Source organism: Sanguibacter sp. TS_SC_8 (assembly GCF_055361235.1).
This window is the reverse complement of the sequence record NZ_CM143955.1, coordinates 1,226,807-1,252,147: the sequence shown is the minus strand read 5'-3', so window position 1 is coordinate 1,252,147 and position 25,341 is coordinate 1,226,807. Positions and strand designations below refer to the sequence as shown.

Genomic DNA, 25,341 nt, shown 5'->3' with positions numbered 1-25,341 from the left:
CTGGTGGCCATCGTCGAGGGAGCCCGGGGGCTCAGCAGCTGATCAGGGTGCGATCAGCCCTTCTTCGAGCGGGAGAACGCACGGGCACGCTCGGACTGGTCGAGGATGACCTTGCGGATGCGCACGACCTCGGGGGTGACCTCGACGCACTCGTCCTCGCGGGCGAACTCGAGGGACTCCTCGAGGGTGAGGTGCTTCGGCGGGGTGAGGTTCTCGAACGTGTCGCTGCTCGCAGCGCGCATGTTCGTGAGCTTCTTCTCCTTGGTGATGTTGACGTCCATGTCCTCGTTGCGCGAGTTCTCGCCGACGATCATGCCCTCGTAGACCTCCTGCGTGGGGTCGACGAAGAAGGAGCCGCGCTCCTGCAGGTTGATCATCGCGAACGGGGTGACGGCACCGGGGCGGTCGGCGACGAGCGATCCGTTGACACGGGTGTCGATCGCACCGGCCCACGGCTCGAAGCCCTCGGCGATGGACGAGGCGATCCCGGTTCCGCGCGTGTCCGTGAGGAAGCGCGTGCGGAAGCCGATGAGGCCGCGGACGGGGACGACGAACTCCATACGGACCCAGCCGGTGCCGTGGTTGGACATGGTCTCCATGCGGCCCTTGCGCTGCGCGAGCAGCTGGGTGACGGCACCGAGGTACTCCTCGGGGACGTCGATGGTCATGCGGTCGGTCGGCTCGTGCGTCTTGCCGTCGACCTGCTTGGTGACGACCTGAGGCTTGCCGACCGTCAGCTCGAAGCCTTCGCGGCGCATCTGCTCCACGAGGATGGCGAGCGCGAGCTCTCCACGGCCCTGGACCTCCCAGGCGTCAGGACGCTCGGTCGGCAGCACGCGGAGCGAGACGTTACCGATGAGCTCCTTGTCGAGGCGGTCCTTCACCTGACGGGCGGTGACCTTGTGGCCCTTGCCGCCCTTGCCCGCGAGCGGGGAGGTGTTGATACCGATGGTCATCGAGATGGCCGGGTCGTCGACCGTGATGAGCGGGAGCGGACGCGGGTCGTCAGGGTCGGTGAGGGTCTCACCGATCGTGATGTCCTCGATGCCGGCGACGGCGACGATCTCGCCGGGGCCTGCGGAGTCGACCGAGACGCGGGTGAGCGCCTTCGTCTCGAGCAGCTCGGTGATCTTGACGTTCTGCATCGTGCCGTCGGCGCGGGCCCAGGCCACGGTCTGGCCCTTGTTGATGGTGCCGTTGAAGATGCGCAGCAGGGCGAGACGGCCCAGGAACGGCGAGGCGTCGAGGTTCGTGACGTGGGCCTGGAGCGGCGCGCCCTCGGTGTACGTGGGGGCCGGGATCTTCTCGAGGATCATCTTGAACAGCGGCTCGAGGTCTTCGCTCTCAGGAACCGTGCCGTCAGCGGGCTGGACGGTCGAGGCGCGCCCGACCTTGGCAGCGGCGTAGATGACCGGCATGTCGAGGATCGCGTCGAGGTCGAGGTCGGGGACCTCGTCGGCGAGGTCGCTCGCGAGACCCAGCAGCAGGTCGGTCGCCTCGGCGACGACCTCTTCGATGCGGGAGTCGGGGCGGTCGGTCTTGTTGACCACGAGGATCACAGGGAGCTTGGCGACGAGCGCCTTGCGCAGGACGAAGCGTGTCTGGGGCAGCGGGCCCTCAGACGCGTCGACGAGGAGGACGACGCCGTCGACCATGGACAGGCCGCGCTCGACCTCTCCGCCGAAGTCGGCGTGGCCGGGGGTGTCGATCACGTTGATGGTGATGCCGTCGGGCGAGCCGGAGGCGGCCGCGGCCGGTCCGTTGTAACGCACGGCGGTGTTCTTCGCGAGGATCGTGATGCCCTTCTCGCGTTCGAGGTCGCCGGAGTCCATGGCGCGCTCGTCCACGTGAGCGTGCGCACCGAAGGCGCCGCACTGCTTCAGCATCGCGTCGACGAGGGTCGTCTTGCCGTGGTCAACGTGGGCGACGATCGCGACGTTACGCAGGTCGGAGCGCACAGACATAGAGAAACTCATTTCACAGTGTGAGAAGGAACGGGGTGCAGCGCGCAGGTGCACGCTGCTGATCACCCAGTGGTCACGCGTCATTGGTCCGGCGGGGACGGCGCGCGTAAGCACGCCTGGAGCACAAATCAGCACACGGACGACGTTGACCTATGCAATTGTACCCTCCGCCGGATCCTTGCCGACCACCGGCAGGTGGATCACCGAGCAATGTGTCAGGAGACACGTCCGTCGTGCATGGTCAGCACCCGGTCCGCGCGGGCGACGAGCAACGGGTCGTGGGTGGCGATCAGGGCCGCGACACCCGCCGCCGCCGTGAGCTCACGGAGCAGGTCCATGATCGTGGTCGCGGTCGAGGAGTCGAGCTGGCCGGTCGGTTCGTCCGCGAGCAGGATCGAGGGCCGCGCGACGAGCGCGCGGGCGATGCCCACCCGCTGCTGCTGCCCTCCAGAGAGCTCGTGGGGGCGCTGGTGGGCGTGACCGGACAGCCCCACGAGGTCGAGCACCCGCGCTACCCGCTCCGCCCGGTCACCGGGGTCGGTCCGCATGAGCCGTAGCGGGATCTCGACGTTCTCCGCCGCGGACAGCACCGGGATGAGGCCGAAGGACTGCAGCACGTAGCCGACGCCCTGGGTCCGCAGCTGCAGCCGTCCCGCCGCGTCGAGGGAGTCCAGCCGCGCCCCGCCCACGCTCACGGTCCCGGAGGTCGGCTCGTCGATGCCGCCGAGCAGGTTGAGCAGGGTGGTCTTGCCCGAGCCGGACCGGCCCCGGAGCACCACGAGCTCACCTGCCTCGACCGACAGCGAGACCTCACGGACCGCATGCACCTGGCCCGCGGGCGTGCTGAAGCTGCGGCTGACCGCCTCGGCCCGGAGCAGGCCCGTCCGTCCCGGATGCACGGGCGTGGTCACGGTCGTCGTCACGGTCTCTCCTCCTCGGCTCGGGCGGGTGCGCCCGGCCACAGCCCGACGTGGTCGACCTCGAGCGCGAGCCGCACCCGGTCCCGCAGGTCGAGGCTCTGGACGAACTCGGGCGGCAGCTGCAGGCGCCCGACCCGGTCGAGCACCGCGAACTCCTCGGCGACGTGCCGGGCCGTCCCGTCCTCGTCGACCTCGGTGCGGCGCAGCACCTCGGTCGAGGTGCGCCCGTCCCGGATCTGCACCGTCCGGGCCACGTGCTCGGAGACGGCCGGGTCGTGCGTGACGATGAGCGTGGTCACCCCGGTCTCGGCGTTGACCGTACGCAGCATCTCCAGCACCTCAGCCGAGGTCGCCTCGTCGAGCTCACCGGTCGGCTCGTCGGCGAGCAGCACCGTGGGTGAGGCGGCCACGGCTACCGCGATCGCCACCCGCTGCTGCTGACCACCCGACAGCTGAGCGGGCAGCCGGTCGGCGCACTCCCCCACCCCGAGCAGGTCGAGCAGCTCGGCGACCCGCGCCGCGCGCGCCGGTGCGCGCGTGATCATCAGCGGGACGGCGACGTTCTGGGCCGCCGTCAGGTAGGGAAGGAGGTTGCGTGCGGCCTGCTGCCAGACGAAGCCGACGGTGCGGCGCTGGTAGGCGACCCGCTGGCGTCGGCCCATGGTCAGCAGGTCGGTGCCCGCGACCTGGGCGGTGCCGCCGGTCGGCCGGTCGAGGCCGGACAGGATCGACAGGAGCGTCGACTTGCCCGATCCGGAGGCTCCCACGACCGCGACGATCTCGCTGCGGTCGACCCGGAGGTTCAGCCCCTGCAGCGCCTGCACCTCGATCCCGTCGGTGACGAAGATCCGCACGAGGTCGCGGCACAGGATGTCCGGGGTGCCGGCGCCGGGATCAGCGGCCGGTGCGGGCGGGCCTGCCGGGTCGAGGGCGCTGCGTGCCCTCGCGGGGTGCTGGTCGATCGTCATGTCGCTCACTCCTGAACCGACCGCAGCAGCGCTGCGGAGCTGACTGTGCGTCCCACGGCGGCGGAGGCGAGTCCGCAGCCTGCGACGACGAGGACGAAGACACCCAGGACGAGCGCGACCCATCCTGGCGGGTAGACGAGCGCGACCTCCGCGCTCCCCCCGGTGAAGGCCCGGAGGTCGACCACCCGATGGACGAGGACCGGCAGCGCCAGGCCCAGACCCAGGCCACCGAGGATCGACGGGAGGGTCCACGACGCGACCTCCCACACGCTGACCACCTGCCCCCGGCGCCGCGGCATGCCGAGGATCTCCAGGACGGCGAAGAGGCGCTCCCGGCGAGGCTGGGCGGCGGCCTCGCTCGCTGCCACGGTCGCCGCCCCGAGCCCGAGGGCCGTGATCAGTGCGATGAGCACGGTGGTCTGCAGCCCACGGAGCGTGGGGTCGGTGAGCCGCGTCGCGACGGCCTCGGTCCGCAGCTCGAGCGCACCCGGACCGGTGAGCGCGACGACCTGGTCCGCGACGGCGTCGCGCTGTGGGGCATCTGCTGCCTCGTCGAGGCGGACCAGCAGGATCCGCGGGCGGTAGGTCGCCCCGGTCGCCTCCGCGACGGCGGACCGCTCGAGCAACACCCACCGCGTCCCGCGCGACGCACCGGGCACGGTGGCGGCCGTCCCGGTCACCGCGACCTCGAGGGTGTGCGCGTCGACGGAGAGCGTGACGGGCCCGGGCGACGCGTCGACCCCGTCGGAGACCACCGCACGCAGGCCCGCCGGGTCCGGCGCTCCGAGCCCGGTCGGCACCGTCCACCCGGGGACGGCCTCCTGGACATCGCTGAGGTCGACGCTGTCGACGAGGAGCACCTGCGCCGGGGACCGGCCGTCCGCGGTCGTGACCGCGGCAGGCGTCACATCGGTCACGGTCGTGGCGGCGACCACCCCGTCGATCGCTCGGACCTGGGCGAGGGTCGCGTCGTCCACGTGCGGACCGGTCAGGCGCAGGTCGGCGCCGACCGTGGTCCACGCGTCCGTCTCCAGCCCGGAGCGCACGGTCGTCAGGAGCACAGTCGAGAGCACGGCGACCGTCACGGCGACGACGAGGCCGATCGCCGCGGGCAGCCGCCCGCGGCCGTCACGCTGCGCTGAAGCCGACCCGAGGAAGGCGAACGCACCGCGTCCCGCAGCGGTCAGCCGCACGACGACGGCGAGCAGGGCGGGCGCGCCGCGCGCCACCAAGACCGCCACGGCGACACCCACCAGAGCGGGCGCGGTGACGAGCATCGGGTCGAGGCCGCCCGCGCCGGCGACCCCGCGCCGCAGCAGCTGGACCGTGGCGAGGACCGCCGCTGCGACGACGAGCACCTCCCAGACCCACCGCAGCCGGCTCCGCACATGTCCGGGGCGCTCGGTCCGCAGTCCCGCCGGGAGGCCGCTGGCGGCCAGCACGACTGCGGGGACGACGGCCACCAGGGCCGGGCCGAGGAGAACCGCAGCGGTCGTCGGTCCAGGGAGGACCCCGACGGCGACGGCCGCCCCGACCCCTGCCCCCAGGAGTCCCAGGACGGCCCCTTCTCCCGCCAGCACGATGCGGATCTGGACCCCGGACGCGCCGCGGGCGCGCGCCAGCGCGATAGCGGGACGGCGTCGGTCGTGGATCATCCGGACGGCCGCGACCAGCAGCATCACAAGGACCGCGATCGGCCCGGACGCCACGAGCGCGACGATCGCGGTGGTCGCGGCCACGTCCCGCTGGACGGTCTCCAGGACACCGACGAGCTCGGTGGAGAAGGTGGCGGGGACCCCCGCGTCCTGACGCTGCGCGGTGAAGGCGCGGAGCTGGCTGACCACCTGGTCGATGTCGGTCGCCCTGAGGGTCGTCGCCTCGACCGGGAACCAGAGGGACAGCTTCGGGGCGAGAGTGAGCATCGAGTTGTTCTCCGGCCCGACGTAGCCGGCGGCCACGACGATCAGGCCGAGGTCGGGGTCGTCGATGACCCGCGGACCGGACGCCGCCGGGCTGTGCGTCCAGTAGCTGTCGCCGGTGTCGTCGGCCACGTACGTGCCCACCAGGACGAGGGTCTCGGGCCCCGTCTCGCGGGTTTCCCCCATCCCCCACGCCAACCGGTCGGCGCTGGACTCCTCGAGGACGATCTCGATTGCGGGTCTGAGCGCCGCGTCCGCCGTCGACCAGTCCTGCGCGAGCGCCCAGCGGCCGGCGGTGAGCGTCGTGTACTCCGCGATGTGCGGGTCGGCGACGAGCTCGATCTTAGGGAAGCGCACGTCGTGCCCGGGGACGGGGGGCACGGACACGCCCCCGGTCGCCAGCCGGACCCGGCCCGCGCCGACGATCTGGGCCATCGGCTGCGGCAGGGCGGACCGGGTCTGCTGGAGCGCGCCGTCGAGCAGCCCGAAGGTGGTCTCCCACTCGGCCGGGACCGTCGACGTCGTCCCGGGGCGCGCGGGGCCGACGGCCATCTCGGTCGGCCGGGCGGTGAGGTCACTCACGAGCGTGGTGGTGCGTGCCATCCGGTCGGCGACGATGTCGTCGGCCAGCGTGTGCACGGCGCGCGGCAGGGCCGCGAGCAGTGCAGCGGTGACGATCACGACGAGCAGGACGACGACGCCGATCCGTCGGTCGTCGCGCAAGATCCGGCCCAGCAGGGCCGGTGTCGTCGTCGCACGGTAGGAACGGTAGGCACGGGGGGTGCGGGGGCGTGTCACTGGGCGTGTCACTGGGCGTCCTCCCGGTGGTCGAGGTCGAGCGCCTGACGGCGGACCGCCCGGGCATGGGCCCAGCCGAGCAGCGCGGCTCCGAGCACGAGCCCGCCCAGAGCGAGAGCGCCGGGTGCTGCGGCGACCGTGACCGCCTGGGTGAGCCCGGACGGTGCGGCCGGGACGCTGATCCGGGCGAAGAGCCCGACGACCGCCCCGGCGACGACCACGCCGGCGAACAGTCCAGCGAGCAATGCGAAGACAACGATCCCGGTGAGCTCGAGACTGCGGGACCGGCCCTGCTGCGACGCGGTGACCCCGACCGAGCGCAGCGCCACGACCTCCCCGCGCCGGTCCCGCGCCAGTGCGCCCAGGACCGACCATGTCCCGGCCAGGGCCAGGGCCACGGCGCCTGCCGCGGCGAGCCAGAAGGCGGTCCCGATCGACCCGGAGATCCCCGGGGGGCCGCTCACCGCGCTCACGACCGTCCAGCCTGCGGGGACAGCCGCAGCGACGGCCGCAGCCGAGTCCGCGACCGACACCCCCGGGCCCACCGCGATCCAGATCTCGTTGGCCACCACGGGAGCCGGGCGTGAGCGCAGACCGTGGGCGTGCAGCGCGTCGAGGTCGACGGCCAGGGCCATCGAGTCGAGTCCCCCCGGGACGACCGCGAGCTCCCCGACGAGCCGGACCGACACCCGGCCGCCGGTGATCCGCAGGTCGGTCGTGTCGCCGACCTCCAGCTCCAGCCGGTCCAGCAGACCGGCGGTGGCCAGGGCGGGGACCTCCGTCGGCCGATCGGACCCGGTGCCGGTGCCGGAACCGGGGTCCGCACCCGCCCCTCCCACAGTGAGGCGCACGCGCTCGGCGGCCAGTCCGTAGACGAGGTCCGCCGTGACGTCGATGTCGTGGCCGTCGGCAACCTGGACGGTCACCTCCCCGGTCCAGGGCGAGGTCAGGCCCGACCCCACGAGGTCCTCCGCGAACGTCCAGCCCGGGTCGGCACCCGCGCCGAGCGGGACCAGGTCACCCGTGGCGAGCGTCACGGACACGACCGGCACGACCACCTGGAACCTCACGTCGGCGTCGTGCTTGTCGACCACGACGTCCACGGCCACCACCCGCCAGGGACCGCCGCCCGGCACGTCGGCGCGCACCGTGGCGGGCTCGGTGAGCACGGCGTCCGTGAACTCGCCGACGACGGGGAGAGACGCCGTCGGACCGGGGACCTGCACAAGCCCCCCGGACGTGTCGGCGAGCCACAGCGTCGTGGTGACCCGCACCGGCCGCCCGCCCACCGCGGACCACCCCCACAGCATCTCCTCGGCGGGGACAGCACCGGCTCGGCCGTGCACGGAGACGGCGAGGTCGACGGCGCCGGCCGGCAGCGCCAGTCCGGGCAGTGTCTCCTCGGCTGCACCGGCGAGCGGGGCGAGCTCGGACGCGGCACCGGGGCCGGAGGCCGGCAGCACGGCGTCGAGCCGACCGCCGGGCACACCGAGCACCCGGACCTCGGCGTCACCGACGTCGCCGGTCGCATTGAGCACGAGCGAGCTCTGCGCTCCGTCCCCGCCGTCGACGGCCGGGACGGTGGTCCGCGGGGTGACCGTGCCCCGGGCGCCGGTGAGCACCCGGACGTCGGTCCCGGCCCCCACCGCGTCCACATGTCCTTGCAGCCCGGCCCGGGTGGCGTCGTAGGTGTCGGCGAGTACGAGGGCGCCCGTGGCGAGCGCGACGAGGACCGCGGGGACCGCGTAGCCGGCCAGCCGCCGGGAGACCTGGCGGGCGGGCAGCGCCGGTGCCAGGCCGCGCCGCCGGCCGGCCCACATGTCGACCAGGCGCAGAGTCGGCGCGAGCACCACGAGCGCGACCAGGGCCCCGGTCAGCAGGAGGATCCCGGGCGCCAGGACCACGAGCTCCTCGGCCGAGGGGACCACCTGCCCCTGCGCGCGCCAGACCCGCCACCCGGACAACGCCGCGGCGGCGACCAGCAGCACGAGCGCTCCGAGCCCGACGACGGTCCGGGTCCGCCCCGCGGCGTCCACGGCGCGTAGCCGCGCGAGCCCGCGCGCATCCAGCACGACGACCGTGACGAGGACCGCGACGACGGAGACGGCGAGGAACGCCGCGCTGAGGACGATCCACCGCCAGGCGGCGTCGGTGAGGCTGCCGGGGGTGGCCGCGGTGACCGCGACCCAGGACAGCCCAGCCCCCACGAGAGCGCCGGCGACCGCGCACGGGACCGCCTCGGCAGCTGCGAGCAGGCCTAGTTGCGGCACCGAGGCGCCGCGCGCCACGAGCATCTGGGACTCCCGGCCCCGGATGGCCACCAGCAGACGCGCGACCTGGACCACGGAGACGAGGCTGATGAGCAGGAGCACGACGATCGGCACCCCGGTCACCGACCGGGCGGTGGTCGCCTCGGCGTCGAGCCGCGCGACGGTCGCCGTCAGGGTGCCCGTCTCCACGACGCCGCGGACCTGCGCGGGTGACGCCTGGAGCGTGCCGCGCAGGCCCGCCAGCCCGGCGGCCATCGCAGCGGTGTCCTCGACGGTGAGCTCGGTGACCCGGGGAAGCAGGCTCCACCGGACGAAGGGATCGTCCTGGACGGTGAGCACGGTGGTCTCGTCGACAAGGATCACCGGGGGCTCTTCGCCGGCCTCGGTCGCGAGGGTGTCCGTCGCCCAGAACGGGGAGTCCGGCGCGGTGGGTTCCCACAGGCCGACGATCGTCACCGTCGCGCCGCCCACGACGATCTGCTCACCGACGTCGACGCCGAAGGCCGCCGAGGCGCGCACGGCACCCTGTCCGGCGTCGTCGGGCCAGGTTCCGCCGGTCAGCTCGGCATGGGCGGGCAGGGCCGGGTCGGCGACAAGCACGACCTGGACGAGGTTCTCGTCCCCGACCTGCGGTGTCACGGGCTCGGTGCGCACGGACCGGAGCACGTCGACCGGTGCACCGGCGAGCGTGCCGTCGATGACCGCGCGGGCGAGCAGGTCCTGCTCCGCGGCGTCCGCAGCGATCCGGGTGTCCAGCCGGAGCACGGCGGCGGCCCCCGAGCTGAGCTCGGGGGCTGTCTGGACGGACTGCGTCGAGGTCTGCTCGACGAAGGCGAACGTCCCCCCGACGGCGGCCGTCACGAGCGCGGTGAGGGTCGCCAGGGCGACCAGGGTCGTCCGGTACGCGCGCAGCCGCGCGCGGACCGTCCCGTCCCACCTCGTCATGGCAAGCCCCCGTGCCCGTGTCGGTGCTGTTCGGTGCTAGTCGGTCGGGTTGATCCGGAGCTCGGTGACCTTCTCACCCAGCCGGACGAGCAGCTCGTGCCGGGCCTCGCGGCGTCGGCGCTGCTCTCCGGGCTCGGGCACCGGAGCGGCTGCGAGCAGCCGCTGCGTGTACTCCTGCTGCGGGTTGAGCAGCACGTCCTCACGCAGCCCCTGCTCGACGATCTTGCCGTTCTGCAGCACGACGACGCGGTGCGCGAGCAGGTCGATGACCGCGAGGTCGTGGCTGACGAAGAGGCAGCCGAAGCGGTACCGCTCCTGCAGCGCCGAGAACATGGCCAGCACGCTCGCCTGGACGGACACGTCGAGGGCCGAGGTCGGCTCGTCGGCGACAAGCAGCTCCGGGTCGAGGGTCAGCGCGCGGGCGATGCTCACACGCTGGCGCTGTCCGCCGGAGAGCTCGTGCGGGTAGCGGTTGATCACGTCGCGCGGGAGCTCGACCGCGTCGAGCAGCTCGTAGACCTTCGCGAGCTGGGACTTGCGGTCGCCGACCTTGTGGACCACGAGGGGCTCGGAGATGCACTCACCGACCGGGAACCGCGGGTTGAGCGAGGAGGCCGGGTCCTGGAAGACGACGCCGATCCGCTTGCGCAGCGCCTTGGACTCCTTCTTGTTCATCGCGGCGAAGCTCGTGCCGAAGATCGACACCGATCCACCGACAGCCGGGATGAGTCCCAGTGCGCAGCGGGCGATGGTGGACTTGCCCGAGCCGGACTCCCCCACCAGGCCGACGATCTCGCCGGCGCCGACCGTCAGCGTGACGTCGTCGACTGCGCGGAACGGCGTCTTGCCGAGCCTCGTGTACTCGATCACGAGGTCCGTCAGTGCGAGGGCGGGAGCCTCCCCGGCGACCGCTGCAGCTGGTTCGGCGACCTTCACGCCGAACTGGCCCGGACCGGAGCCGAGGTGCGGCACGGAGGCCAGCAGGCGCTGGGTGTACTCGTGCTTGGGGTGGTTGAGCACCTCGTCGGCCGTGCCGGTCTCCACGATCTCGCCCTTGAGCATGACCGCGACCCGGTCCGCCATGTCTGCCACGACACCCATGTTGTGGGTGATGAGCAGGATGCCGGTGTTGAGCTTGTCCTTGAGCGAGCGCAACAGGTCGAGGATCTCGGCCTGGACGGTGACGTCGAGGGCCGTCGTCGGCTCGTCGGCGATGATGACCTTCGGGTCGCAGCTGATCGCCATGGCGATGACCACGCGCTGGCGCTGCCCGCCGGAGAGCTCGTGCGGGTACTGCTTGATCCGCCGCTCGGGCTCGGGGATGCCGACCATCCGCAGCAGCTCGACCGCGCGGGCCACCGCCGCCTTGCCGTAGACGATGCCGTGCAGCTCGAGGGCCTCGGTGAGCTGGGTGCCGATCGTGAGTACCGGGTTGAGCGCGGTCATCGGCTCCTGGAAGACCATGGCCACGTCGTTTCCCCGCAGGCGGCGCAGCGCCCGGTCGTCGAGCCCGCCGATGAGCGTGCCGGCGACGGTGATGTCCCCGGTCACCCGGGCATTGCCGGGCAGCAGGCCGAGCGCCGTCATCGACGTGACGGACTTGCCCGAGCCGGACTCGCCGACGAGGGCGAGGACCTCTCCGGGGCGCACGTCGAGGGAGATGCCCTTGACCGCGTGGACAGTCCCGAACTCGGTTCCGAACTTGACGTCGAGGTTGGCGAAGGACAGGACGGAGGTGTTCTCCACGGTGGCTGTTCCTGGTGTGCTCATCAGTCCTTGTTCCTGTTCTGGCGCGGGTCGAAGGCATCGCGGAGACCGTCACCGATGAAGTTCACGGTGAGCGCGATCGCCAGGATGAACAGGCCGGGGAACCAGAAGAGCCAGGGGCGGTTGGTGAAGGCGTTCTGGTACTGGCTGATCAGCAGACCCAGGGAGACGTCCGGGGGGCGGACGCCGAAGCCTAGGTAGCTCAGCGCCGTCTCCAGCAGGATCGCGGAGGCGATGGACAGGGTGGCCGAGACGATGATGACGCCGACGGTGTTGGGCAGGATGTGCTTGAAGATGATCCGCCGGGTCCCGGTGCCGATGGCCTGGGCCGAGGCGACGAACTCCCGCTCGCGCAGGGAGAGCACCTCACCGCGGACGAGCCGGGCCAGGCCGGTCCAGGTGACCAGACCGAGCATGATCGCGAGCCCGGCCACCCCCCAGTCCTGGGCGATCTGACCGAGGACTGCCGCGAGCACGAGCAGCGGGATGACGATGAAGAGGTCGGTCACACGCATGAGCGCGTTCTCGATCCAGCCGCGGTAGTAGCCGGCGAGGCCGCCGATGACCGTCCCGATGACCGTCGCGATGATTCCGACGGTGAAGGCGATGGTCAGGGAGACCTGAGTCCCGCGCATGACGAGGGCGAAGTAGTCCTTGCCCGTGGACTCCTGCCCGAAGGGGTGCTCACCGAGCTGGAAGGGCCACAGCTGGAGGGTCGGCTTCCCGCCGTTGATGACGTCGGCGGCCTTCGCGTAGTCCTTGTCCCACCAGCCGGGGATCGGGCCGTACCCGATCGACGTGAAGGCGAGCACCGTGATGAAGAGCAGGACGACGAGGGAGACCATCGCGCCCTTGTGCCGCAGGAAGCGGCGTCGGACGAGCTGTCCCTGGCTGTAGGACTTCTGCTCGGTCTTGAGCGGGCTCGGGTCATCGTGCATGTGCCCGGCGACGGGGTCGATGCCACCGTCGGTCGGGGTCATGACCCGCTCGGGCTCAAAATCTTTGTTGCGGTCAGTCATTGCGCACTCCGGTGTTCATGGCGCGGGAGGAGGTCGTGAGGAAGCGTGCGAGGTGGGTCATCACGCCATCACCGCCTGATCCGCGGGTCGAGGCCGGCGTAGGCGAGGTCCGCGACGAGGTTCATGACGATCGCGGCGGTTCCGGTGACGAGGAAGAAGGCCATGACCGGTGCGGGGTCGACGTGGCTCAGCCCACCCTGGAACATCGCTCCCATCCCCTTCCAGCCGAAGACCTGCTCGGTGATGACCGCGCCGCCGATGAGGCCGGCGAAGTCGAAGGCGACGATCGTCGTGATCGGGATGAGCGCGTTGCGGAAGGCGTGCTTGACGATGACCATCCGCTCGGAGAGTCCCTTGGACCGGGCGGTGCGCACGTAGTCCTGGTTGAGCACCTCGAGCATCGAGGACCGGGTGTACCGGGTGTAGGAGGCCACCGAGATCAGCGTGAGCACGATCGTCGGCAGGATGAGCTGGGTGCCCTTGTCGAGGAAGGACTCCCAGAAGTCGCCGGAGAAGTTCGGCGTCTCGGAGCCGATCGTCGAGATGGGCCGCGACTTGAGCGTGAGCAGCCCGCTCCAGCTCGACACCGCGTGGTCCGCGATGGTCATGGCACCCATGAAGAGCGCGGTCGACAGCGAGACGCTGATGGCGAGTCGTCGCGACTCCCCACCCCAGAGCCAGCCGACAACGACGCCGACCGCCGCGGCCACGAGACCGAGCAGGAAGATGATGCTCCAGGAGGGGTCCTCGAGGATCGGCAGTGTGACGAAGTAGGCGACGATGCCCACACCCGCGGTGGTGAGGCCCGCGTACAGCACCCGCCGGTTGCTCAGCCCGACGATGAGCATCGTCAGCCCGACCGCGAAGGCGATCGAGACCAGGGCGACGACGCCGATCCCGAGGGCGGGGCGACGGAACCACTCGACGGCCGAGAAGTAGGTCATCGCCGCGGCGACGAAGACGAAGGTCGCACCGGAGGTGTAGAGCCGTCGCTTCATCGGTCCGCCGAGCACCCCTTGGAGGATGAACGCCAGCACGATCGCGACGATGGCTATCTGGACCATCGAGAACGTCGGCTCGACGATCCAGTCGTTGAACCGGATGGCGCCGTACTCCTTGAGGAGGACCGCGACCCAGAAGACCGGGAGAGAGAAGAAGAGGAAGGCGAGGAACGTCACGCCGTAGTCGAATCCGGAGTACTGGCGGATCGCGGTCATGATCCCGACGAGGACACCGATGACGATGGCGAGCAGGGTGGCCAGGATCACGAGTCGCAGCGTCGAGCTGATCGCGTTGCCGAGCATGCTCGTCACGTCGGTGCCGGACCGGTTGGTCCCCAGGTCGCAGCTGAGGCGCAGGCACTGCCCCACGCCACGGAGCCAGTCCCAGTACCGGGAGTACCACGGCTGGTCGAGCCCCATGAAGGAGGTGCGCTGCTGGATGAGGTACTCGCGGTTCTTGGCGTTGCTCTCGCGCAGTTCCTCGAGAGGATCCCCAGAGTTGATCACGAGGACGTAGAGCAGCAGAGAGCCGCCGAGCAGGACGAGGAGCGACTGCCCCAGTCTGCGCAGGATGAACTTGGTCACGAACTAACCCTTCAAGTTCCATTGGATGCATTCGACTGGGCACGTGGCATTCACGCGTCGAGCCACAAAACTTCTCCATACTGCCATGACCTGGAGGCCACTGGCTGCCACGGCCGGTCTGACGTGGGCTCGAAAAGGCTGGGGTGGGGACGTGGCGCCCCCACCCCAGCCGATGTGGTGGACACCCAGATCAGGCAGGTGGCCACCGGACCGTCACCGAGGTGTCAGTCCGTGGTGCTGATCAGGACGCGCGGACCCACTGCTCGGCGTTCCACGCCACGGTGTTCTGCGTCGCCGTCTTGCGGACGTTCGAGATGGTCGAGTCGAAGCCGACGACACCGGGGTGAGCGAAGACCGGGATGCCGGAGAGGTTGTTCCACAGCTCGGTCTCGATGATCTTGATCTGCTCGAACTGCTCTTCGGGGTCGAGGGTCGAGCCGAGAGTGGTCCAGGCTGCGTCGACCTTCTCGTTGGAGAAGCCGCCGTAGTTCTGTCCACCGGTCGTGGAGTAGATGTTCTGACCGGAGACGATCTGGCCCGATCCGGCCCAGGCGAAGAGCGCAACCTCGTAGTCGCCACGCTCGAGCGTGCCACCGGGAGCGAAGAAGTCCTTGTTCCCAGCGTCGACGACCTCGAAGCCGGCTTCTGCGCAGCTGGACTGGATGAGCGCGACCTGCTCGGTACGGCGCTGGTTCGGGGCGGAGTAGCCGATACGGACCGTGATGGGGGTCGCGACGCCGGACTCGGCGATCTTGGCCTTGGCACCGTCGATGTCGACCTCGTCGTAGCGACCGTCGTAGGAAGCCTCGAGGAGGTCCTCGTAGCGCTCCTGGAACGGGAAGACCTCACGGGCGTTCATCACGACTGCGTCGGGGTTGACCGGCTTGACGAGGTTGTCGACGATCTGCTGGCGCGGGATGCACATGGCCAGGGCCTCACGCAGGGCGAGGTCCTCGGCGAACACACCGTTGTTGAAGTTGAAGTCCAGGTGCTCCCAGGTCAGGCTCTCCCCGGTCTCGACCGTGACGGTCGAGCCGATCGCGTTGAGCTGGGCGACGGTGTCGACCGTGGCCTGCGGCTCGATGATGTTGAGGTCACCGTTCTGCAGTGCCTGGACCATGGCCTCGGGGGCCACGAAACGGTAGACGAGGGTCTTCGTCGCGGGCGGGGTGCCCCAGTAGTCCTCGTTGGCGACCAGGGTGACCGACTCGCCGGCGGTCCAGGAGGACAGCTTGTACGGGCCGGAGACCGGGGTCATCGCCTCGTCCGGGAGCTCGCCCGGGTTCGGGGAGAGCCATCCGGTGTTCCAGAACTCGGCGGCGGGGCGAAGCGCCTCGACGTCCTTGGCCTGGATCGCGGCGACGAGAGCGTCGACCGTCATGCCGGCCTGCTCGGCCACGATGTGCGCGGGGAACGCACTGCTCACCTGGAGCGCGTAGTCGGGGTACGGGCTGGCGTAGGTGTACGTGAACGTCTTGGCGCCCACCTCGCCGGCCGGTCCGTCGAGGACGCGGGTACCGAAGTCGACCCCACCGACGTGGTTGAACAGCGGGATCGGGTTGCCTTCTTCGTCGACGCCGTCGGTGATGGCCTGAGCGGCCCAGTCGAGGAGGTAGTCCTCGTACGCGATCGGCGTGCCGTCAGACCAGGACGCGGCGTCGTTGAGGGTGTACTCGACCGCCATCGGGGATTCGCTGACGAGCTCGAAGGTTCCGTACTGCTCGTCCTGGTACACGGCACCGTCGGTGCCGAAGTACATGAAGGAGCCCTGGATCCGGTCGTTGATGACCGAGTTGTAGGTGGAGTACGTCTCCGGCGTGTTGCCGTTGTATCCCAACCACTCCTCGCCGCCGAGGGTGTAGTTGATGGTGTCGTCCGCGGTGACCACGTCGCCGAGGTCTTCCTTGCCGGTCGACGTCGGTGCTGCGGACGAGTCCCCGCTCGGGCTCGTCGTGGCAGTGCCGTCAGCATCGTCAGACGTGGTGCACGCGCCGAGCAGCAGTGCACCGCTGGCCAGCATCGCGACCGCGGCGTATGTGCGCCTGATCTTCAATGTTCCTCCTCGAAGGATGAGAAATACCCCTGCATGTGCAAGCTCTTCTCGGCAGACCGGAGGAGACCGGCCAGCCGACCGCGGCCAGGGCATGGTTGTGTACAACGAAAACTACCCATGAGATCTGCGCCACTTCGCCAGAACGTTGTTCCAGGCGATGATCGTTATGAAGTTGATACTGCCTAGTAACATTGGTCACATGTTGTTCACATGGTGGGACAACGTCCGGGAAGTTGTTGGAAACCTGCCGATCGCAGCGCATCTGAAGGGTCCGACAAGTTGCGCTTAACCCCCGACTGATGGCACCGGATATCCTCGTCAGGAGCGCCCGTCCCAGGGCGGCCGGTGAGAAGGAGCAGGATGGACGCCGAAGTCTTGGCCGACCCGACCGCGCGGGCCCGCCTGCGGGACGACATCATGAGGTTCCTCCTGTCGTACCGCTTCGGCATCGAGGAGATGATGACCAAGGTCAACATCCTCAAGGACGAGTTCCAGTACATCCACGCGTACAACCCGATCGAGCACGTCTCCTCCCGGATGAAGTCGCCGGAGGGCATCGTCAAGAAGGCGCTGCGCAAGGGCTGCCCGCTCACCACCGACGACATCCGGGCGCAGATCTTCGACATCGCCGGGATCCGGGTGACCTGCAGCTTCCTCTCCGACATCTACACGGTCCGGGACATGATCACCGGTCAGTCAGACGTCACCGTGCTGCAGGTGAAGGACTACATCGCGAACCCCAAGCCCAACGGCTACCAGAGCCTGCACCTCATCGTCGCGGTGCCGGTGTTCCTCTCCGACCGTGTCGAGAACGTCACCGTCGAGATCCAGATCCGCACCATCGCGATGGACTTCTGGGCCAGCCTCGAGCACAAGATCTTCTACAAGTACGACGGCGCGGTCCCCCAGACCCTGCTCGACGAGCTCACCGACGCCGCCGACGTCGCGAACCGTCTCGACCGCAAGATGGAGCGGCTGCACACCGAGGTGCTCCAGCTCGGCTCCTCCCCCGGCGCCGCAGGAACGAGCGAGGTCGTCGAGGCGCTGCAGTCCTTCCCGTTGTCCGAGGGCCTGCTCGACGCCTTCGTCGCGGCCACGACCGAGAGCGCAGACCGCCGGAACCAGGGCGGTCGCGGGCCCGTGTGAGCTCCGGCGCCCTACCGCAGTCGGACGCTGACCTCCTGGTACCCGCCCGCGGGGTGCTGCGCCGTGACTGGCGCCGCTGTTCCAGGTTCGATGAGCGTGGTGGCCGCGAACAGCTCCTCCAGGAGGATGCGGAGCTCCATCCGGGCCAGGTCCGCACCGGGACAGTAGTGCGGCCCACGGCCGTAGACCAGATTGTGCTCCTGGTGGGCGGTGGGGTTGAAGGCGTCGGGGTCGGCGAAGACGGCCTCGTCCCGGTTGGCCGAGGCCCACAGGACGACGACCTTCTCCTCGGCCGGGATCTGCCGTCCACCGATGGTGACCGGGGCCGTGGTGCGCCGCCGGTTCGTCACGAGCGGGGCACCCAGACGTTGCAGCTCGTCGGTGACCGCATCCAGGTCCCACTCGCCGGCGCGGATGCGGAGCTGTTCGGCGGGGTGGGTGGCCAGGAAGTGCAGGATGATCCCGACGGCAGCCGAGATGGTGCTGAGCTCCCCGACGGTCCAGTTGCGGATGATGGAGACGATCTCCTCGTCGCTGAGCGCTCGACCGCCGACGGTCTCCGCGAGCAGCCGCGTCGTCGGGTCGTCGTGGGTGCCGGAGTCGGCGCGTCGGGCATCGAGCTCGGCGCGGATGAAGGAGTCGAACTCCTCGGCCACGGCGCCCATCCGGGCACAGTCGCCCGAGCGACTGGCTGCGTGGTTCTTGCGGACCCACCCTTCGAGCGGCTCCCGCATCGCGTCCGGCCATCCCATGAAGGCGCGCTGCACCTCGTTCGCGAACGGGTCTCCGAGAGCGTTCATGACCTCGATGTCCACGTCGTGGGCGAGGCCCGCGACGAGATCAGCGCAGATCGCTCGGCACGCCGGCTCGAAGGCGGCGAGCCGCTCCGCGGTGAACGAGCGGTCGACCACGGCCCGGTACTCGGCGTGGGTCTGGCCGTCGAACCCGTTCGGGACCGCGAGGTGCCGGGAGACCTCGTTGGAGAAGGCGAGAGGATCCTCGAGGATCCGGACGGTGTCGGCGTGACCGAACACGGTCCACGACCCGTCGACCCCGTGGGCGACCGGGCACCGCGCACGCATCGCGTCGTAGGAGGCAAGCTGATCGGCTTGAACCTGCGGCGACCGCATGTCCCAGTCGAAGGTTCCGGACTCGCTCATGGGTGCCTCTCGCTGGTGATCATCCCGACGTCGCAGCGTAACCCCGGTCAGTGCGTGTTTATTGAGCGCTCCCACCCCCTACCACCGGTCGCACGGTCTAGCGGAGCAGTGTCACGCTGCCCATGACCGGCCTAGCCTTGACCTACCACTGATTGACCGGTGCCGAGCCGATCGCCCTGACGAGCCCTCAGCGCACCGCGTCGGAAGGAACGCTCATGAGCACCCCGCCGACCAGCTACCACGTCCGCGCCGAGGTCTCCGCCGGCGGCCGCGCCACGCTCACAGCCGGCAACCAGACCATCCCGGTCGACGCCACCTGGGCAGCGCCCGAACCACCCGGCACTCCCGGTCCCGCTCAGCTCCTGGCCGGGGCATTTGCGGCGTGCCTGATGAAGAATCTGGAACGCTCAGCGGCACTGCTCTCGTTCCGCTACCTCCATGCGGACATCGACGTCCGGGCCCGCCGTCAGGACGTCCCGCCTCGCTTCATGGAGATCGAGTACGAGGTGCGCCTGGTCACCGAGGAGAACGAGCGCCGCGTCGACCTCGTGCACCGCAACCTGAGCCAGTACGGGACCGTCTACAACACCCTGGCCGCAGCATGTGACGTTCACGGACGAGTGGTCGCCGCACCCCCCACCAGTGCGAAGAGCCGGTAGAGCTCCACCTCGTGCTGGTCCCGAGCCTCGCTCTCGGTGTCGAAGACCATCATCGTGGCGTCCTTGGTGGTGTAGGCGGGCCAGGGAAGCGCGCCCGTGCTCGGGTCACCAGTGGTCGCGAAGGCGAGCAGCGCGTCCGACGCCGCCTCCGACATCACCGCGAACTCGTCCTCCTGCCCAGCCACGATGTGCCCCATGAGCGCGTGGTTGCGGAACAGGAACGGAACGTCACCCCCGGTGTGAGGCGGCGTCACCCCACCGAACACCGGGAGGTCCTTGGCGAACACCGCGCCGAAGACGGGTGCGCCTCCCTGGCGTGCCTTCGCGGTGGTCACCGCGACGCGGGTGGAACCGAAGAACGAGCCGTCCTCCATCCACAGCACGTCGGCGACCGGGTGGCCCGGGTAGGCCGCGGTGAACGCGTCCGTGATCTCCTCGGCGTGGTCGCCGAAGCGCTGCGCGATCATGGTGTCCACCTCGCTGCTGTCGAGGGTGGGCAGGTAGGCGGACGCCAGCGGGTCCGTGGAGTCCCCGATGGCGTAGGTCATGCCGCCGAGGTTGCTTGCGAACTCGCCCAGCACGGTCGTCACGACCAGGGGAACGTCGCGGGCGAGGTCCGTGAAGCCGTCCGCGTCGAAGGACGCCTCGGGGAAGGCGTCCCCGCCGATCACGGGGCCGGCGAGGAAGCCCGCGCGGTCGGCGGCGTCGAACAGCTCGAGATAGGGCAGGTCGGTGAGGCTCGCGGGGTCCGCGGCGCCCGCCTCGGCGAGCAGCGCCGTCGTCTGAGCCTGGGCCTCCTCCTGGCTGCGCCACATCGGTGCTGCGCTCATCACGACGGCCTGGTCGATGAGCCCCTGGGCCGCGGGCATGCCGAGCAGCGTGAGCACCTTGCCACCGCCTCCGGACTGACCCACGACCGTGACGTTCTCCGGGGTGCCGCCGAACTGCGCGATGTTGTCCGTGACCCACTGCAACGCCACGACCAGGTCGAGCTGGCCGAGGTTGCCCGAGTCCGCGTACTCCTCCCCGTAGGCCGACAGGTCGGTGTAGCCGAGCACGTTGAGCCGATGGTTGACGCTGACGAACACGGCCTCGCCGGTGGCCGCGAGGTTGTGCCCGTCGTAGAACTCCAGCTCGTTGGAGGCACCGGTGGAGTATGCGCCCCCGTGGATCCAGACGATCACGGGCTTGGCCGCCTCCGGGTCGAGCGAGGGGGTCCACACGTTCGCGTAGAGGCAGTCCTCGTTCTGCGGCAGGTTGTTGCCGGAGAAGTTGACGAACTCGGTCAGGCTCACGGCGTCGTTCGCCCCGGCAGGACAGGTCGGTCCGTAGACCAGTGCCGGCTTCACCCCGGTCCAGTCAGGGACGTCCTCGGCCGCGCGGAACCGCTCCGCCTGGGCGTACTTCACGCCGCGGAACGTGTGCACGCCACGGTCGCTGTAGCCGAGCAGCTGGCCCCCGGCGGCCTCGACCACGGCCGGTTCGGTCGCTCCGGACGACGTCGATGAGGCCGCCTCCTCGGGGCCGGGAGTCCCCGTCGGCGCCGGTCCACCAGCAGCGCACCCGACCAGGGCCAGCGTGACGGCCACGGCAATCATTGAGGGCCTCAGGCGAGGGATACGCGTCATGGTGTTCCTTGGCATCGTCGTCGAACAAGCCCGCACGAACTGGACGGACTGCGAGTCCAGCACGTGGCGCCCGACCGTGCCTGGCGGACGCACATGAACTGTCGCTAGAAGCGCACAGCCTGTGGGTGGAGCCCGCTCACGAACGCTTCCGGGGAGGGCTCCACGACCCTTGACGGCCGGAGACGACCGCGAGGAGACTGAAAGTCTGTTCACGAACAGGGCTTGGCACGATCGGGGGTTCTTGACCATGGCATATCTGAAGCCACCAGCCGTCACCCGGCACGTGGCCAATCCGTTGGCGATGCGGTTGGGCATGCGCGGCGTCGCCACCCTCACGGTCGTCGGTCGCCGCACCGGTGAGCCGCACCGACTTCCGGTCATCCCGATCGAGGTCAACGGCGGTCGCTATCTGGTCTCGCCGTACGGCGAGTCGGAGTGGGTCAAGAACCTGCGGGTCGCCCGCACCGGCGACCTGCGCACCAAGGGCCGGACAGAGCACTTCTCCGCTGAAGAGGTGCCCGTCGCGGAGAGACCGCGGATCATCGCTCGATACCGCGAAGCCGCAGCGACGTTCGTGGGCCCGTGCTTCACGAAGCTGCCTGACCCGAAGGACCATCCGGTCTTCCGGATTGGCTGAACCCACGTCGTCCTTTCCACCGAGCACGTCACGGCTCGTCGGCTATCGTCACGGGCATGGCGAACACGATCAGGTCCCGACGAATGGTCTCAGCGTCCGACCGTGCAGGCCAGCCGTGAGCCGGTGGACCCGGGTCAGCCAGAGCTTCTGGTTCCTCCCCGCGCTGTTGTGTCTGGGAGCCGTCGTCCTGGCCGAAGGGCTGATCCTCATCGACCAGAAGTTCGGGGACGCCGACCTCGGACCCTTTGACGTCCTCATCACCCGAGTCGGTGAGTCAGGCAGCCGAGACCTGCTCGGTGCGATCGCTGGCTCGATGCTCACGGTCGCCTCGACGACCTTCTCCATCACCATCGCGGTCCTTGCGCTGTCGTCCTCGACGTACGGGCCGCGACTGGTCCGCAACTTCATGGCTGACCGGGGCAACCAGGTCGTCCTTGGCGTCTTCGTCGCCACGTTCCTGTACAGCCTGCTGGTGCTGCGCTCCATCCGTGAGATCGGCGAAGACCCGGAAGGCTTCTTCGTCCCGCACCTGGCGGTGAACGTGGCCGTCCTGCTGGCCGTGCTGTCGATCGGTGTGCTGGTCTACTTCATCCACCACATCAGCGACTCGGTCCAGGTGTGGACCCTGGCTGACCAGGTGCGCGTGGACCTGGTCGAGGTGATCGACCGGCTGTACCCGGTGAGCACCGACCACGACCGCACGGCTGCGGGCGGGTGGGGAGAAGCGCCCGCGCAGGCCGCCACGGACGTCCTCCTCACCGCTGACGAGACCGGGTACGTGCAAGGCATCGACTACGACGGCCTCGTCGACCTCGCCCGCGAGCACGACCTCGTCATCTCGCTGCAGGTGGGCCCCGGCAGGCACATCACGACCGGGACCGGGCTCGCCTCTGTGAGCCCTGCGGACCGCCTCAGCGAGGCGGTCCGTGAGGCCGCGCGTCGGACCTTCCAGATCGGCCGGGCGCGCAACCCGCAGCAGGACGTGGAGTTCCCGGCCCTGCTGCTCGAGGAGATGGCCGTTCGGGCGCTGTCTCCGGGCACCAACGACCCGTACACCGCCCTCAATGCCCTCGACAACCTGGCCGGGGGTCTGACGACACTGGCGGGGCGGCCGACTCCGTCGCCCTACCGCCGCGATCAGGACGGCCGTCCGCGGGTCGTGGCACCAGCGGCGTCGCTTCTCGACATCGTCCAGCACCTGATTGACGCCATGCGCTTCTACGCAGCTGAGCACCCACCCGTCCTGCACCGGACCATCGACCTCCTCGCGCAGGTCGGCTCTGCCTGTCTCGATCCGAGGGCAAGGGCGGAGATGGCCGCGCACACCCGCCACCTGGTCGACGCCTTTGCGGTGACATCACCGCAGAGCACCGACCTCGAGAGGTTGACCGATCACGCCGCGAGGGTGCGCGAGCTGCTGCTCCGGTCGACTGCCGGAGCGTAGAGGGGACCGAAGAGGTCCGACAGGGCACTTCTCCACTAGGGACGTGCCCGGTCTTCCCTCGCCGTGGCTACACCACGCGCCCGACGCCGGGCAGCCGGGTCACGGCGTACCCGACCACGAAGCACACCGGCACCGCGACGACCGAGACGACGATGAACTTGAGCTCGGCACCCAGCGGCACAGCCCGGAATGCCAGCATCACCGAGACCAGCACGACCGGGTGCAGCAGGTACGTCGCATACGAGCTCCGTCCGGCCTTGGCCATGAGCGGACCGTGGGTCGGCCAGCGGCGGCGCAGCCAGGCCAGGCACCACAGCGTGAACGCGATCGAGACGACGCCGTAGAGGATGGCGAACGAGAGACTGGCCCAACGGACGCCCCCCAAGGCCTCGTCCAGCTGATCGCGTGCCCCGGTGTAGGACATCAGTGCAACGGTGAGGCTCACACCGACCACGGTCACCTGGCCGAGCCGGTGCTCGGTGTGCCGGGACACCCGGCCGTCCCACCCGGACTCCGCCGCCATCACCCCGAGCGCGAACACGCCGGAGATCAGAGCCACCCGCAGAGAATCCACCCACTGCTCACGCTGGAGGGCCAGCACCGAGTTCTCGTCCGGGCAGCACGCCCTCGGCGTCGACGTCTGGCACGGCCTTGATGAGCAGCCACAGCGCCAACCCGACCTCGGCGATGAAGCCCAGGGCGAACGAGGGGTAGCTGAGAGCGGGGAGGTCCGGCAGCAGCAGGGCCTGGAAGAACCAGATCATCACCCCGACCCCGTCCAGCATGAGAATGACCCCGAGGATCCTGGGCAGGATTCCCGACCTGAGCACGAGATAGCCCAGCGGGAACAGCCACGTGCCGAAGAACAGCTGGGCTGTGGTGAAGCCCGCCTTGTAGACGTCGATCGACAGGTACGCCAACCCCTCCAGCTGCTCCGCCGAGTAGGCCTGAAGGCGATCCGCCCCGTCGTGCTGCAGGAGCGCCGAGATGAGGGGAATCATGCTTGCGCACTGGATGGCGACGCCGACCGCGTTGAGCAGGAGGAAGAGCAGCGCCAGGTGCCGGTTGACCGGTCGCAGCAGAACGTAGAGGCCCCAGGCCGCCACGAGGAAGAAGAAGGCCGACAGGTACGCGATGACCAGGGCGAGCCGGAACACCCCCGGAGTCGTGACGATCGACTCGTAGACACTCTCGGCTCCGCCCATGCCGATGTGCCCGGCCAGGCCGGCGAGCACCGATGCCAGGACGAACGCGAGGTAGAACCCTCCCGCGAGGCGGGCCACGGTGCGCGGCGCCATGTCATCGACTCGTCCCGCAGTCATCCGGCTCATCTTCCCGATTCAACCATTCCGGTCAGTCCCTCGCCCGCCCGCAGAGGAGGACGAGCCGCCAGGCGTCAGGCGTCGGGACGGGCGGTCCCGGGTCAGGGGATGAGAAGCACGGTGCCGCGCTTGTGCCGGGAGTCGATGAGCTGGTGGGCCTCCGCGGCATCTCCCAGGGGGAAGGTGCGGTCCACGACCGGGCGGATGCGACCCTCCACCGCCAGTCCCATCAGGACCGTCATGTCGGCCGCCTTGTCCGCCTGGGGCCGCAGGCCGGTGAAGGCGAGTCGCACGCGCCGCCCGCTCCCCCGCGTGAGCAGGCTCTGCACCGCTGCCACCGGGCTGGGCGCCGTCGTCAGATACACGCCGCCGGGGCGGAGCGCCTGCCGGCAGCGCCGGAAGGAGCTGGTCGCGACCGTGTCGAAGACGACGTCGTACGCGCCGCGCGCCGCCGTGAAGTCCTCAGCCGTGTAGTCGACCACCTCGGTGGCCCCGAGCGATCGCACCAGCTCGGCGCTGGGGCCGCTGCACACTCCCACCACCTCGGCACCCAGGTGCGCCGCAACCTGCACCGCGGCGGCCCCCACGCACCCGGACGCGCCGTTGACGAGCACGCGCTGACCAGGCGACAACCGCGCCTGGTCCCGCAGGAACGGGAGCGCGGTGAGACCGCCCTCGATGACCCCGACGGCGTCGGGCATGGTGAGGGCGTCCGGCACCCGGGCGATGCCGACGGCCTGGAGACAGACGTACTCGGCGTATCCCCCCATCCGGGCGCCGGTCGCGCCGACGACCCGCTCCCCCACGGAGATGGATGTGACGCCGTCCCCGAGCGCGACGACGACGCCGGCCACCTCGCTGCCCAGGATCGGGTTCCGGGGGTGCAGCAGCCCACCCGCGAGGCGTGCGACGGCCGGCTGCGCAGCGCGCAGTGCTCCGTCGGCGGCGCTCGCGGCGACCGCGGCGACGCGGACGAGCACCTCGCCGGGCCGCGGAGACGGCAGGGGCATCTGCTCGGGGTGCAGCACCTCGGGTGGGCCGTAGCGACGGTGCACGGCGGCTGTCATCGTGCGCGGGAGGGGTGGGGTGGTCATTGCGGCTCCTTACCGAGGGTGTGCGCGATCCCGAACTCCACC

The 25,341-nt window shown here is 70.1% G+C and carries 18 protein-coding genes; 4 read left to right on the top strand and 14 right to left on the bottom strand.

Annotated features, from left to right (window positions below):
* Positions 1–53: 53 nt before the first annotated feature.
* The 9 genes from typA to ACWA15_RS05445 all read right to left on the bottom strand — a co-directional run bounded on the left by typA (position 54) and on the right by ACWA15_RS05445 (position 16,209).
* Entirely contained in the window at positions 54–1,964 is a 1,911-nt protein-coding gene (gene typA, locus ACWA15_RS05485; RefSeq protein ID WP_464058432.1) for a translational GTPase TypA, read from the bottom strand.
* A 215-nt stretch (positions 1,965–2,179) separates the two neighbouring features.
* Entirely contained in the window at positions 2,180–2,887 is a 708-nt protein-coding gene (locus tag ACWA15_RS05480) for an ABC transporter ATP-binding protein (protein WP_464058431.1), read from the bottom strand.
* Positions 2,884–3,852: an ABC transporter ATP-binding protein gene (locus ACWA15_RS05475; protein ID WP_464058430.1), complete on the bottom strand. Its 969-nt coding sequence runs from the start codon at positions 3,850–3,852 to the stop codon at positions 2,884–2,886. Before ACWA15_RS05475 ends, ACWA15_RS05480 begins: the two co-directional genes overlap by 4 nt.
* A 5-nt stretch (positions 3,853–3,857) precedes the next feature.
* Positions 3,858–6,581: a hypothetical protein gene (locus ACWA15_RS05470; protein WP_464058429.1), complete on the bottom strand. Its 2,724-nt coding sequence runs from the start codon at positions 6,579–6,581 to the stop codon at positions 3,858–3,860.
* Positions 6,578–9,784 carry a hypothetical protein gene (locus ACWA15_RS05465; RefSeq protein ID WP_464058428.1) on the bottom strand — a complete coding sequence of 1,069 codons (3,207 nt, stop codon included), beginning with the start codon at positions 9,782–9,784 and terminating at the stop codon, positions 6,578–6,580. The genes ACWA15_RS05470 and ACWA15_RS05465 overlap by 4 nt, the downstream gene beginning before the upstream one ends.
* 36 nt (positions 9,785–9,820) lie before the next feature.
* Positions 9,821–11,554, bottom strand: a complete 1,734-nt coding sequence (locus ACWA15_RS05460; RefSeq protein ID WP_464058427.1) for an ABC transporter ATP-binding protein — start codon at positions 11,552–11,554, stop codon at positions 9,821–9,823.
* Positions 11,554–12,570, bottom strand: coding sequence for an ABC transporter permease (locus ACWA15_RS05455; protein WP_464058426.1), 1,017 nt, complete (start codon positions 12,568–12,570; stop codon positions 11,554–11,556). Before ACWA15_RS05455 ends, ACWA15_RS05460 begins: the two co-directional genes overlap by 1 nt.
* A gap of 68 nt (positions 12,571–12,638) precedes the next feature.
* Positions 12,639–14,156 carry an ABC transporter permease gene (locus ACWA15_RS05450; RefSeq protein ID WP_464058425.1) on the bottom strand — a complete coding sequence of 506 codons (1,518 nt, stop codon included), beginning with the start codon at positions 14,154–14,156 and terminating at the stop codon, positions 12,639–12,641.
* A 241-nt stretch (positions 14,157–14,397) separates the two neighbouring features.
* On the bottom strand, positions 14,398–16,209 hold the full coding sequence (locus ACWA15_RS05445) for an ABC transporter family substrate-binding protein (protein ID WP_464058424.1): 1,812 nt from the start codon (positions 16,207–16,209) through the stop codon (positions 14,398–14,400).
* A 360-nt stretch (positions 16,210–16,569) separates the two neighbouring features.
* On the opposite strand from ACWA15_RS05445, the gene ACWA15_RS05440 reads away from it, so the two are divergent.
* Positions 16,570–17,355, top strand: a complete 786-nt coding sequence (locus ACWA15_RS05440) for a GTP pyrophosphokinase (protein WP_464058423.1) — start codon at positions 16,570–16,572, stop codon at positions 17,353–17,355.
* Positions 17,356–17,366: 11 nt separating this feature from the next.
* Here ACWA15_RS05440 and ACWA15_RS05435 read toward each other — a convergent pair whose 3' ends face one another.
* The gene (locus tag ACWA15_RS05435) at positions 17,367–18,515 is read right to left on the bottom strand and encodes a cytochrome P450 (RefSeq protein ID WP_464058422.1); all 1,149 of its coding nucleotides are present in this window, start codon (positions 18,513–18,515) and stop codon (positions 17,367–17,369) included.
* Between the two features lie 215 nt (positions 18,516–18,730).
* Here ACWA15_RS05435 and ACWA15_RS05430 point away from each other — a divergent pair, with 215 nt between their 5' ends.
* Positions 18,731–19,174, top strand: coding sequence for an OsmC family protein (locus tag ACWA15_RS05430; RefSeq protein ID WP_464058421.1), 444 nt, complete (start codon positions 18,731–18,733; stop codon positions 19,172–19,174).
* Here ACWA15_RS05430 and ACWA15_RS05425 read toward each other — a convergent pair.
* Positions 19,126–20,763 carry a carboxylesterase/lipase family protein gene (locus ACWA15_RS05425; RefSeq protein WP_464058420.1) on the bottom strand — a complete coding sequence of 546 codons (1,638 nt, stop codon included), beginning with the start codon at positions 20,761–20,763 and terminating at the stop codon, positions 19,126–19,128. The two genes, ACWA15_RS05430 and ACWA15_RS05425, sit on opposite strands and share 49 nt — an antisense overlap.
* A 286-nt stretch (positions 20,764–21,049) precedes the next feature.
* On the opposite strand from ACWA15_RS05425, the gene ACWA15_RS05420 reads away from it, so the two are divergent.
* Both ACWA15_RS05420 and ACWA15_RS05415 read left to right on the top strand, forming a co-directional pair.
* Positions 21,050–21,439 carry a nitroreductase family deazaflavin-dependent oxidoreductase gene (locus ACWA15_RS05420; RefSeq protein ID WP_464058419.1) on the top strand — a complete coding sequence of 130 codons (390 nt, stop codon included), beginning with the start codon at positions 21,050–21,052 and terminating at the stop codon, positions 21,437–21,439.
* 115 nt (positions 21,440–21,554) lie between these two features.
* On the top strand, positions 21,555–22,883 hold the full coding sequence (locus tag ACWA15_RS05415) for a DUF2254 domain-containing protein (protein ID WP_464058418.1): 1,329 nt from the start codon (positions 21,555–21,557) through the stop codon (positions 22,881–22,883).
* Between the two features lie 67 nt (positions 22,884–22,950).
* On the opposite strand, the gene ACWA15_RS05410 is transcribed toward ACWA15_RS05415, so the two are convergent.
* The 3 genes from ACWA15_RS05410 to ACWA15_RS05400 form a co-directional block, all read right to left on the bottom strand.
* Positions 22,951–23,442, bottom strand: a complete 492-nt coding sequence (locus ACWA15_RS05410) for an acyltransferase family protein (protein WP_464058417.1) — start codon at positions 23,440–23,442, stop codon at positions 22,951–22,953.
* Positions 23,443–23,464: 22 nt separating this feature from the next.
* A complete protein-coding gene (locus ACWA15_RS05405; RefSeq protein WP_464058416.1) occupies positions 23,465–24,205 on the bottom strand; it encodes a DUF4386 domain-containing protein in 741 nt (246 codons plus the stop codon).
* Between the two features lie 101 nt (positions 24,206–24,306).
* Positions 24,307–25,299 (bottom strand): NAD(P)-dependent alcohol dehydrogenase, encoded by a 993-nt coding sequence (locus ACWA15_RS05400; protein ID WP_464058415.1) that lies wholly within the window; start codon positions 25,297–25,299, stop codon positions 24,307–24,309.
* Between the last annotated feature and the right edge of the window lie 42 nt (positions 25,300–25,341).